Genomic DNA, 12,039 nt, shown 5'->3' on the forward strand with positions numbered 1-12,039 from the left:
CTTTTGCTTTCACTCTTCCCACCACTAATACCACTTCAAACCAAACCTTATTTACACCGCCCAACAAGGCAGGCTTTCTCAAGCCCACAGTAAAGTACTGACATTGACATGGTATTTAAGTGGTATTAGATTTCGCCCTACAACCGTGCGACAACAATCCTACATCCGCACCGGACGAAACCTACATGAATGACCTACAGGCCCTGCGCCCAGACGACACCCAGCCCACGCCGTTGTACCTGCAACTGGCGCGCAATCTGGAAGCGGCGATCCATGCCGGCCAGTGGAAAGCCGAACAGGCCATGCCGTCGGAACGCAGCCTCAGCGAAATGCTGGGCATCTCCCGCGTCACTGCGCGCAAGGCGTTGGAAGTGCTGTTCGATCAAGGCCTGATCCGTCGTAATCAAGGTTCCGGCACGTTCATTACCCCGCGCCTGGAACAACCGCTGTCGCGCCTCTCGGGTTTCAGCGAAATGCTGCGACTGAAAGGCTTTGTCCCCGGCTCCCAATGGCTGGAGCGAGAAATCACCCCGCCGACCCACGAAGAACTGATCCGCCTCGGCCTCTCACCAAATGACAAGGTCGCGCGGCTCAAACGCCTGCGCAAGGCCGACGACACAGTGATGGCCATCGAGATGAGCACCCTGCCCGCCTCGATCATTCCCAAACCGCAAGCCGTGGGCGACTCCCTCTACGAATACCTCGACGGCATCGGCAAACCGGTCGTCCGCGCGTTGCAGCACATTCAGGCGATCAACGCCTCGGACGAATTCGCCGCACTGGTGGGCATCGCCCCCGGCACCGCCATGCTGCTGATGACCCGGGTCGGCTACCTGGAAGACAACACGCCAATCGAAGTCACCGACACCTATTGCCGCAATGACTACTACGACTTCGTCGCCGAGCTTCGCCGCTAGCTAAAGAACCGAGAACCGTCATGTCCGAAGACAACATCCTCACCGCCCACGGCTGGGTTCGCGGCCGGCTGATTCATGAACACGGCAAGGTCGTGTCCATCGAAGGCCAGCCCTGCGATCCGGCGAGCAACGACTTGCCTTACCTGCTGCCGGGATTTATCGACCTGCACGTTCACGGCGGCGGCGGCAAAGACATCATGGAGGGCGCAACCGCCTTCGAAACCGTCACCAGAACCCATGTGCGATTCGGCACCACCTCGTTGCTGGCCACCACCATGACTGCGCCGAGCGAAGAGATTTCCAGCGTGCTCAAGGCCGTTGGAGAATTCTGCGAGCAGCGGCCGAAAGGCAGCGCCCGCGTCCTCGGCGTACACCTCGAAGGCCCGTACATCAACCCCGGCAAACTCGGCGCCCAGCCGAATTTCGCCCACACCGCATTGATGGCCGAAGTCGAAGCGTATCTGGCGCTGGCGCCGATCCGGGTGATCACCATCGCCCCGGAAATCGCCGGTCACGACGCGTTGATCCGCGCCCTCAGCCGTCGCGGTGTGCGCATGCAAATCGGCCACACACTCGGCAGTTACGAGGAAGGCGTGGCCGCGCTGGAGGCTGGTGCGACCAGCTTCACTCACCTCTACAACGCCATGAGCCCGCTGCATCATCGCGAACCGGGCATCGTCGGCGCCGCGCTGGCCCATGCCACATACGCCGAGTTGATCCCGGACTTGCTGCACGTGCATCCCGGTGCCATGCGCGTGGCCCTGCGTTCGATCCCGTGCCTGTATTGCGTCACCGATTCGACCGCCGCCGCCGGTATGCCCGACGGTGAATACAAACTCGGCAGCCACACCGTCACCAAATGCCTGGGCGGGGTGCGCTTGCCCGACGGCACCCTGGCCGGCAGCACCCTGACCATGGATCAGGCGCTGCGCAATCTGGTGGAGATCGGTTTGCCGATCGCCGAGGCCTCGCAACGTCTTTCGCAATTCCCCGCCGACTACCTCGGCATCCCCGAACGCGGGCGTCTGCAACCCGGCGCCTGGGCCGACTGCGTGCGGCTGGATCGCTCGCTCACACTGACCGCCGTCATGGTCGAAGGAGAAGACATTGACTTCAAAAATGCTTGAAGAGGCGCTGTCCTCGTTCGAGGCCGTGCAAGCCCAACTGCAGCAACTCGACCCGCAGATGATCGAGATCGCCGGGCGCCTGCGCCGTCAGCCACCGCAAGTGGCGATGACCGTCGCTCGCGGCAGCTCCGACCATGCCGCCAGTTACTTCGCCTACCTGACCATGCAGCAACTGGGTATTCCGGTGGCGTCGTTGCCGATGTCGGTGGTGACCATGCAACAGGCGCCGTTGAAGGTCAGCGGCCAAGTAGTGTTTGCCTTCTCGCAATCGGGGCAAAGTCCGGATTTGGTGAACAGCTTGCGCCTGCTGCGCAAACGCGGCGCGTTAAGCATTTCCATGGTCAACGCCGAGAGTTCGCCATTGGAAGCGGCGTGCGAATTCAGCCTGCCGCTGTGCGCCGGCACTGAAAGCAGTGTCGCCGCGACCAAGAGTTTTATCGCCACCCTCAGCGCCAGCGCCCGCCTGATCGCGCACTGGAAGGACGACGTGGAATTGCTGGAAGCCGGCAACGCCCTGCCGGAAGGTTTGCGCGATGCGGCAAAACAGGACTGGAGCCTGGCCATCGATGCCCTGCGCGATTGTCAGCGTTTGATGGTGATCGGCCGTGGCGCAGGTTTCGCCATCGCTCAGGAGGCGGCACTGAAGTTCAAGGAAACCTCGGCGATCCAGGCTGAAGCGTTCAGCAGCGCCGAAGTCCGCCACGGTCCGATGGCATTGATCGACGAAAATTATCCACTGCTGGTCTTCGCCCCGCGCGGTGCCGAGCAGGCCGGTTTGCTCAGCCTTGCTGCCGACATGCGTCAACGCGGCGCCCGCGTATTGCTGGCCGCGCCGGATGACATTGCCAAACGCGACCTCACCCTGACCCGCGCCGAACACCCGGCCCTCGACCCGATTCTGGCAATCCAGAGTTTCTACGTGATGGCTGCCGGCCTGTCCGTCGCCCGTGGCATGGACCCGGACCAACCGCGTCATTTGAGCAAAGTAACGCGCACTCATTAAGTGGATCCCCCTGTAGGAGCTGTCGAGTGAAACGAGGCTGCGATCTTTTGACTTTGCTTTTCAAAGACAGGATCAAAAGATCGCAGCCTCGTTTCACTCGACAGCTCCTACAAGGGGGGCGAATTGATCCGAACCGTAGTTTTCATTGATGAGACCGAGCCATGCATAACAACAATAAAGAGCTGACCCTCAGCGCCCCGCTCAGCGGCCCGGTGCTCACGCTCGCCAAAGTCCCGGACCCGGTGTTCGCCAGCGGCGCCATGGGCGACGGGATCGCCATCGATCCGCTGAACGACACCCTCCACGCCCCCTGTGCCGGCGTCGTGGTGCACGTCGCCCGTACCGGCCACGCCGTCACCTTGCGTGCCGACAACGGCGCCGAATTACTGCTGCACCTGGGCCTCGATACGGTCGAGTTGCAGGGCGAAGGCTTCTCGATGCTGGTCAAGGAAGGCGCTCGCGTCAGCAACGGCCAACCGCTGTTGCGCTATGACCTGGACAAGGTTGCACAGCAGTGCAAAAGCCTCGTCAGTTTGATGATCCTGACCAACAGCCAAGACTTCCAGGCGCGGCCCATTACGCTGAAGTCGGTGAAGGTCGGCGAACCCTTGCTGCACATCATTCGTCGGCACGCGCCGGGTGCGCAGGCTGAAGCAGAGCTTTCGGGGGAAGAGATTTACGGTCACATTCGCATCGCTCATCGCGGCGGTTTGCACGCCCGGCCGGCGGCGCTGATTCGTCAGACCGCGCAGGGTTTCAAGAGCAAATCGCAGCTGCATTTCGCCGGAAAATCGGCGCCCTGCGACAGCTTGATCGGCCTGATGGGTCTGGCCGTCGGCGAGCAGGACGAGGTTCAGGTCAGCTGCCAGGGCCCGGACGCCGAAGCCGCGTTGCAAGCCCTGTTGGTTGCGTTGTCTACAGCCTTGGCCGAAGCCCCCCACGCCGCGGCCCCAGCGCCAATTGGCCAACGCCATCGAGCCGCCGAAGCCGGAGTGCTCCACGGCGTTTGCGCCGCTCCCGGCCTGGTGGGCGGGCCGTTGTTTCGCTTGAACGCGATCAGCCTGCCGGTGGACGCCGGCAGCCATGATCCCGAGCAGCAACTGCACGCCCTCGATACGGCGTTGACCGTCGTGCGCAGCGAAATCGACCACACCCTGGCCCAGGCCAGAAAACACAAGAACACCGACGAAGAAGCGATCTTCGCTGCGCACCTCGCACTGCTGGAAGACCCGGCGTTGCTGGACGCCGCGAACACGTCCATCGACCAGGGCATCGCCGCGACTCACGCCTGGAGCCAATCGATCGACGCGCAGTGCGAGGTTCTCCAACAACTCGGCAGCGCATTGCTGGCCGAACGCGCCAACGATCTTCGCGACCTCAAACAACGTGTGCTGCGCGCCTTGCTCGGCGAAGCCTGGCATTACGAGGTACCGGCCGGCGCCATCGTCGCCGCCCATGAACTGACGCCGTCCGACCTGCTGCAACTGAGCCAGCAAGGTGTCGCCGGATTGTGCATGGCCGAAGGCGGTGCGACATCCCACGTGGCGATTCTGGCGCGAGGCAAAGGCCTGCCGTGCATGGTCGCGCTGGGTTCGACATTGCTGGACCAGGAACAAGGCCAATCGGTGGTGCTGGATGCCGACGGCGGTCGTCTCGAATTGGCGCCTTCTGTCGAACGTCTGGCCGAAGTGCACCAGGCTCAACGTGATCATCAGCAACGTCGCACCGAGCAACAGGCGCAAGCGCATAACCCGGCGCTGACGCTCGACGGCTTGCGCATTGAAGTCGCGGCCAATGTCGCCTCCAGTGCCGAAGCGGCCAATGCCTTGGCCAATGGTGCCGATGGCGTCGGCCTGCTGCGCACCGAGTTCCTGTTTGTGGATCGCAACACGGCACCGGACGAACAGGAACAACGCCTCGCTTACCAATCGGTGCTCGACGCCATGGGCGACAAGTCGGTGATCATCCGCACCATTGACGTCGGCGGCGACAAGCAACTCGACTACCTGCCGCTGCCGGCTGAGAACAATCCGGTGCTCGGTTTACGCGGAATTCGTCTGGCTCAGGTACGGCCGGAACTGCTGGACGAGCAACTGCGAGCGCTGCTGCATGTCTGCCCGCTGTCGCGTTGCCGGATCCTGTTGCCGATGGTCACTGAGGTCGACGAAGTGCTGCACATCCGCCAGCGCCTCGACGCCCTGTGCACCGAACTGGAACTGACCCAACGCCCCGAACTGGGCGTGATGATCGAAGTCCCGGCCGCCGCGCTGCTGGCCGAGCAACTGGCCGAACACGCGGACTTCCTATCCATCGGCACCAACGATTTGTCCCAGTACACCCTGGCCATGGACCGCGACCACGCCGGTCTCGCCTCGCGGGTCGACGCAATGCACCCGGCGCTTCTGCGGCTGATTGCCCAGACCTGCGCCGGTGCGGCGGTGCATCACCGTTGGGTCGGCGTCTGCGGCGCACTCGCCTCCGATCCGCTGGCCACACCGGTATTGATCGGTCTGGGCGTCAGCGAGTTGTCGGTCAGCCCGGTGCAGATCGGTGAAATCAAGGACCGCGTCCGTCACCTCGACGTCAGCGAATGCCGACGCATCAGCCAGGACCTGCTCAAGCTGAGCAGCGCCAGCGCGGTGCGTCACGCCTGTCACCAGCAATGGCCTCTGAGCTGAGCTCACGACAACAAAAAAACAAGAACCCAGGGAGATCCGCCATGTACCAATACTTCATCGAAGGCCTGCAGCGCCTCGGCCGCGCGCTGATGCTGCCGATCGCGATCCTGCCGATTGCAGGGTTACTGCTGCGTCTTGGCGACACCGATTTGCTGAACATCGCGATCATCCACGATGCCGGCCAGGTGATCTTCGCCATCGGCATCGCGGTCGGGTTCGCCAAGGACAACAACGGCACGGCAGGCCTTGCCGGAGTCATTGGCTATCTGGTGATGATCTCCACGCTCAAGGTGCTCGACGCGAGCATCAACATGGGCATGCTCGCCGGGATCGTCAGTGGCTTGATGGCCGGCGCGCTGTACAACCGCTTCAAGGACATCAAGCTCCCGGAATACCTGGCGTTCTTCGGCGGCCGGCGTTTCGTGCCGATTGTCACCGGGTTCGCCGCCGTCGGCCTGGGCGTGATCTTTGGTTTGATCTGGCCACCGATCCAGCACGGCATCAACGGCTTCGGTGCGCTGATGATGGAGAGCGGCAGCTTCGGTGCGTTCGTCTTCGGCGTGTTCAACCGCCTGTTGATCGTCACCGGCCTGCACCACATCCTCAACAACATGGCGTGGTTCGTCTTCGGCAACTTCACCGACCCTGCCACTGGTGCGGTGATCACGGGTGACCTGTCGCGCTTCTTTGCCGGCGACCCGAAGGGCGGCCAGTTCATGACCGGCATGTTCCCGGTGATGATCTTCGGTTTGCCCGCTGCGTGCCTGGCGATGTACCGCAACGCCCTGCCGGAACGACGCAAAGTCATGGGCGGGATCTTCCTGTCGATGGCGCTGACCTCGTTTCTGACCGGCGTGACTGAGCCGATCGAATTCGCTTTCATGTTCCTCGCGCCGCTCCTGTTTCTGCTGCACGCGCTGTTGACGGGTCTGTCGATGGCGATCACCAACCTGTTGAACATTCACCTCGGTTTTACTTTTTCCGGGGGCTTCATCGACATGATTCTCGGCTGGGGTAAATCCACCAATGGCTGGTTGGTGGTTCCGGTGGGGCTGGCGTATGCGGTGATCTACTACGTGGTGTTCGATTTCTGTATTCGCCGGTTCAACCTCAAGACACCGGGGCGTGAAGATGTTCCGACGGGTGACAAAGTGGTGGTCGCCGAGAATGAGCGCGCCGGGGCTTACATCAAGGCGCTGGGGGGTGCGCAGAATTTGATCACGGTGGGCGCGTGCACCACGCGGTTGCGACTGGACATGGTGGATCGCAACAAGGCTTCGGATGCAGAGCTGAAAGCGTTGGGAGCGATGGCGGTGGTGCGTCCGGGCAAGGGCGGGAGTTTGCAGGTGGTGGTCGGGCCGATGGCGGACAGCATTGCTGACGAGATTCGGTTGGCGATGCCTGCTTTGGGTCGCGCGGTGGTGTCCACCCCTGCCGCCGCCGACGACGCGCCAACACCTGCCGCCGTGGCGCCCCCGGAAGCACAGCAATGGCTGAAGGCATTGGGCGGTGGCGAGAACGTGTTGCAAATGGATTGCGTGGCCATGACCCGGATTCGGCTGTTACTGGCGGATGGCAAGGCGTTGTCGGAGTTTGATCTGAAAGCGCTGGGTTGTCAGGGAGTGAGCCAGTTGGACGGTGGGATTTGGCACCTGCTGATTGGCGACAAGGCATCGACTTTGAGTGATGCGCTGGAGGCGTTGGTCAATCGCAGCGAGGTGAGTGCGAAGGTTTAAGCCCGCGCTTTTTTGTAGGAGCTGTCGAGTGAAACGAGGCTGCGATCTTTTGATTTTTATTTTTCAAGATCAAAAGATCGCAGCCTCGTTTCACTCGGCAGCTCCTACAAGATTTGTGTGTGTTCATTGATTTTCTGGCAATAAAAAACCCGCTGAAATCACTTCAGCGGGTTTCTCATTTCAGCAGCCAGAAGATCAGAAATCCTCCAACCGCCACACTTCATAAGCCGGTGTCTCATAGGGATGACTGAGCTTCAGCGCAGCCACCACAGCCACGATCAACTCATCCGCCACTACCAGCTCAACCTTCCATTCCTCAACCTGCTCGACCTGCCCCGCTTCCCCAATGAACGGCTGACTGCCATCCAGTGGACGAAACTGACCCAGACCCAACACCTGCCAGGCGCAGTGATCATAAGCCCCGATCCGCCCGCCACCGGCAGCGAACACAGCACTCTTGACCACCTCGACATGGCTGGCCGGAACAAAAAAGCTGAGCTTATACACAGCTATCAGTTCACCCAGACGCGCGCATTACGGAACATACGCATCCAAGGCGCGTCTTCGTTCCAGTCTTCCGAACGCCACGAGTTCTGCACGGCGCGGAACACACGTTCCGGGTGCGGCATCATGATCGTTACGCGACCGTCGCGGCTGGTCAAACCGGTGATCCCGCGCGGCGAGCCGTTCGGGTTGGCCGGGTAGCTTTCGGTGACCTTGCCGTGGTTGTCGACGAAACGCATCGCCACGCAACCCGACAGATCGGCTTCCAGCAGCGCCTCTTCGCTTTCGAACTCGGCATGACCTTCACCGTGAGCGATGGCGATCGGCATGCGCGAACCGGCCATGCCTTGCAGGAAGATCGAGTTCGACTCCTGGACCTGAACCATCGCCACACGGGCTTCGAACTGCTCGGAACGGTTGCGCACGAAGTGCGGCCAGAACTCGCTGCCCGGGATCAACTCGTGCAGGTTGGACATCATCTGGCAACCGTTGCACACGCCGAGGGTGAAGCTGTCGTTGCGTTCGAAGAAGCCCTGGAACGCATCGCGAGCACGGCTGTTGAACAGCGCGGACTTGGCCCAGCCTTCACCGGCACCCAGTACGTCGCCGTAGGAGAAACCACCGCACGCCACCAGACCTTTGAACTCGTTCAGGTCGACACGGCCGGCCAGAATGTCGCTCATGTGCACGTCGATCGCGTTGAAACCGGCACGGTCGAACGCGGCCGCCATTTCCACCTGACCGTTGACGCCCTGCTCACGCAGTACGGCAACCTGTGGGCGAATGCCTTTCTTGATGTAAGGCGCGGCGATGTCCTGGTTGACGTCGTAGCTCAACTTGACGCTCAGGCCCGGGTTGTCTTCTTCCAGCAACACGTCGAACTCTTGCTCGGCGCAGTCGGCGTTATCACGCAGACGCTGGATCTGGTAGCTGGTTTCAGCCCACTGACGTTGCAGCAGACGACGCTGACCTTCGAACACGGTTTCGCCGTTGAAGGTGATGTTGATCTGGCCGTTGTTCATTGGCTGACCGATCACCGACACACACTCGCCCAGGCCGGCAGCGCTGAACTGCGCGAGGATGTCCGGGGTGGCGTCCTGACGAACCTGGATCACGGCGCCCAGTTCTTCGTTGAACAGGATTGCGGCGATGTCGGCCGACGTTTCTGCCAGGCCGTCGAGGTTCAGGCTCAGACCGCAGTGACCGGCAAAGGCCATTTCCACCACGCTGGTCAGCAGACCACCGTCGGAACGGTCGTGATAAGCCAACAGGTGACCGTCGGCGTTGAGGCCCTGGATCACCGCGAAGAAGGCTTTGAGGTCTTCGGCATCATCGACGTCCGGCGCTTGCGAGCCGAGCTTGCCGTGAACCTGGGCCAGGATCGAGGCGCCCATGCGGTTCTGGCCACGGCCCAGGTCGATCAGGATCAGGTCGGTGGTGCCCTTGTCCATGCGCAGTTCCGGCGTCAGGGTCTGACGGATGTCAGCCACAGGCGCGAAACCGGTCACGATCAGGGACATCGGCGACGTCACGGTCTTGTCGACGCCTTCGTCGTTCCAGCGCGTGGCCATGGACATGGAGTCCTTGCCCACCGGAATGGTGATGCCCAGGTCAGGGCACAGGTCCATGCCGACCGCTTTCACGGTGTCGTACAGACGCGCGTCTTCACCCGGGTGACCGGCAGCGGACATCCAGTTGGCCGACAGTTTGATGTCGGAAATCTTGTTGATGCGCGAAGCGGCGATGTTGGTCAGGGTTTCGCCGATGGCCATGCGGCCCGACGCCGGAGCGTCCAGCAGTGCCAGCGGAGTGCGCTCGCCCATGGCCATGGCTTCACCGGTGTAGACGTCGAAGCTGGTGGCGGTGACGGCAACGTCGGCCACCGGAACCTGCCATGGGCCGACCATCTGATCACGGGCCACGAGGCCGGTGATGGTGCGGTCGCCGATGGTGATCAGAAAGCTTTTGCTCGCCACGGCCGGGTGATGCAGAACGCGCTCGACGCAGTCCGCAATCTCAAGCGTGCTTGGATCGAAATCGTCGCCCAGTTCGTTCTCGCGAACGGCCGAACGGTGCATGCGCGGGGCTTTGCCCAGCAGCACTTCCAGCGGCATGTCCACCGGGCTGTTGCCGAAGTGGCTGTCGGTGACGGTCAGTTGCGGCTCGGCAGTGGCTTCGCCGACGACGGCAAACGGGCAACGCTCACGTTCGCAGATCGCCTGGAAGCGTTCGAAGTCCGCAGGGCCAACCGCCAGAACGTAGCGTTCCTGGGATTCGTTACTCCAGATTTCGTGCGGGGCCATGCCCGGTTCGTCGTTTGGAATGTTGCGCAGTTCGAAGCGACCGCCACGGTTGCCGTCGTTGACCAGTTCCGGGAAGGCGTTGGACAGACCGCCCGCGCCGACGTCGTGGATGAAGCTGATCGGGTTTTTGTCGCCCAACTGCCAGCAACGGTCGATGACTTCCTGGCAGCGACGTTCCATTTCAGGGTTTTCGCGCTGCACGGAAGCGAAGTCCAGGTCTGCCGAGCTGGTGCCGGTGGCCATGGAGGAAGCCGCGCCGCCGCCCAGGCCGATCAGCATCGCCGGGCCGCCGAGCACGATCAGCTTGGAGCCAACGGTGATCTCGCCTTTCTGCACGTGTTCGGCACGGATGTTACCCATGCCGCCAGCCAGCATGATCGGCTTGTGGTAACCGCGAACTTCGTCGCCACGCGGGGTGGTGATCGACTGTTCGAAGGTACGGAAGTAACCGGTCAGGGCCGGACGACCGAATTCGTTGTTGAACGCGGCGCCACCCAGTGGGCCTTCGATCATGATGTCCAGCGCGGTGACGATGCGCTCGGGTTTGCCGTACGGCACTTCCCATGGCTGTTCGAAACCGGGGATCTGCAAGTTCGATACGGTGAAACCGGTGAGGCCAGCCTTTGGCTTGGCACCGCGACCGGTAGCGCCTTCGTCGCGAATCTCGCCACCGGAACCGGTGGACGCGCCCGGGAACGGGGCAATCGCAGTCGGGTGGTTGTGGGTCTCGACTTTCATCAGGATGTGCACCGGTTCCTGCACCGCGCCGTACTGGCGGGTTTCAGGGTCCGGGAAGAAACGGCCGGCGACGTTGCCGACGATCACCGAAGCGTTGTCCTTGTAAGCCGACAGAACGCCTTCGCTGTGCATCTGGTAGGTGTTCTTGATCATGCCGAACAGGCTTTTTTCCTGGCTCTGACCGTCGATGTCCCAACTGGCGTTGAAGATCTTGTGACGGCAGTGCTCGGAGTTCGCCTGGGCGAACATCATCAGTTCGATGTCGTGCGGGTTGCGCTTCAAGCCGACGAAGGCGTTGACCAGGTAGTCGATCTCGTCTTCGGCCAGGGCCAGGCCCAGCTCGGTGTTGGCTTTTTCCAGCGCGGCGCGGCCGCCACCCAACACGTCGATCGCGGTCAGCGGCTTCGGTTCAGCGTGGCTGAAGAGGCCGGCGGCCTGTTCAAGGTTGCCGAGCACGATCTGGGTCATGCGGTCGTGCAAGGCGCCTGCGATCAGCTGCGCATCGGCGTCGCTGAACTGGCCGGCAACGTAGAACGCGATGCCGCGCTCCAGACGCTGGATCTTGCTCAGGCCGCAGTTGCGGGCGATGTCGCTCGCTTTACTGGACCACGGCGAGATGGTGCCGAAACGCGGCAACACCAGGAACAGGCGACCGGTCGGTTCTTGAACCGGAACGCTGGGACCGTACTTCAGAAGGCGCGCGAGCACCTGCTGTTCGTCGCCGGTCAGGACGCCGGTGACTTCGGCGAAGTGAGCGAATTCAGCATACAAGCCACTGACAGCCGGGACCTTCTGGCTCAGTTGCTCAAGGAGTTTGCTGTGGCGAAAGGCAGAAAGGGCAGGAGCGCCGCGCAGGATCAACATCTTCGGGACAGCCTCGGGAAGGGGTGTGCTTTGAGGCCGTGCATTCTAGCCTAAACCGCCCGCGACATCACCCGAAACGGTACGGGCGGCATCACCCGGACGTCGGGCCGGGTATTCGGGCCTTAAACAGAGGTCCGCCGGGTGTTATTTTTACTGTCAAAAAATGCCA

General features: G+C 62.1%; 7 protein-coding genes. 5 read left to right on the forward strand and 2 right to left on the reverse strand.

Annotated features, from left to right (window positions below; all coding sequences use genetic code 11):
• The first annotated feature begins 185 nt into the window (after window positions 1–185).
• From ACYZUD_RS17440 to nagE, 5 genes are all read left to right on the forward strand, one after another.
• Window positions 186–917 carry a GntR family transcriptional regulator gene (locus ACYZUD_RS17440; RefSeq protein WP_462019421.1) on the forward strand — a complete coding sequence of 244 codons (732 nt, stop codon included), beginning with the start codon at window positions 186–188 and terminating at the stop codon, window positions 915–917.
• 20 nt (window positions 918–937) lie between these two features.
• Complete coding sequence (gene nagA, locus ACYZUD_RS17445) at window positions 938–2,044, forward strand: N-acetylglucosamine-6-phosphate deacetylase (RefSeq protein ID WP_462019422.1); 1,107 nt, start codon at window positions 938–940, stop codon at window positions 2,042–2,044.
• A complete protein-coding gene (locus tag ACYZUD_RS17450; RefSeq protein WP_462025058.1) occupies window positions 2,037–3,047 on the forward strand; it encodes an SIS domain-containing protein in 1,011 nt (336 codons plus the stop codon). Before nagA ends, ACYZUD_RS17450 begins: the two co-directional genes overlap by 8 nt.
• Before the next feature lie 161 nt (window positions 3,048–3,208).
• Window positions 3,209–5,725 carry a phosphoenolpyruvate--protein phosphotransferase gene (ptsP, locus tag ACYZUD_RS17455; RefSeq protein ID WP_462019423.1) on the forward strand — a complete coding sequence of 839 codons (2,517 nt, stop codon included), beginning with the start codon at window positions 3,209–3,211 and terminating at the stop codon, window positions 5,723–5,725.
• Window positions 5,726–5,766: 41 nt separating this feature from the next.
• Complete coding sequence (nagE, locus tag ACYZUD_RS17460; protein ID WP_462019424.1) at window positions 5,767–7,461, forward strand: N-acetylglucosamine-specific PTS transporter subunit IIBC; 1,695 nt, start codon at window positions 5,767–5,769, stop codon at window positions 7,459–7,461.
• A gap of 195 nt (window positions 7,462–7,656) precedes the next feature.
• Here nagE and ACYZUD_RS17465 read toward each other — a convergent pair whose 3' ends face one another.
• Together ACYZUD_RS17465 and purL are read right to left on the reverse strand one after the other, a co-directional pair.
• Window positions 7,657–7,968, reverse strand: a complete 312-nt coding sequence (locus ACYZUD_RS17465; protein ID WP_461957359.1) for an NGG1p interacting factor NIF3 — start codon at window positions 7,966–7,968, stop codon at window positions 7,657–7,659.
• Between the two features lie 5 nt (window positions 7,969–7,973).
• Entirely contained in the window at window positions 7,974–11,870 is a 3,897-nt protein-coding gene (gene purL, locus ACYZUD_RS17470; RefSeq protein ID WP_462019425.1) for a phosphoribosylformylglycinamidine synthase, read from the reverse strand.
• Window positions 11,871–12,039: the final 169 nt, after the last annotated feature.

The sequence above is a fragment of the Pseudomonas sp. XS1P51 genome (assembly GCF_054897845.1).

Excerpts from the sequence above, each read along its gene's own strand:
- ACYZUD_RS17440 (WP_462019421.1), top strand. The coding sequence starts at position 186 with ATGAATGACCTACAGGCCCTGCGCCCAGACGACACCCAGCCCACGCCG.
- nagA (WP_462019422.1), top strand. The coding sequence starts at position 938 with ATGTCCGAAGACAACATCCTCACCGCCCACGGCTGGGTTCGCGGCCGG.
- ACYZUD_RS17450 (WP_462025058.1), top strand. The coding sequence starts at position 2,037 with ATGCTTGAAGAGGCGCTGTCCTCGTTCGAGGCCGTGCAAGCCCAACTG.
- ptsP (WP_462019423.1), top strand. The coding sequence starts at position 3,209 with ATGCATAACAACAATAAAGAGCTGACCCTCAGCGCCCCGCTCAGCGGC.
- nagE (WP_462019424.1), top strand. The coding sequence starts at position 5,767 with ATGTACCAATACTTCATCGAAGGCCTGCAGCGCCTCGGCCGCGCGCTG.
- purL (WP_462019425.1), bottom strand. The coding sequence starts at position 11,870 with ATGTTGATCCTGCGCGGCGCTCCTGCCCTTTCTGCCTTTCGCCACAGC.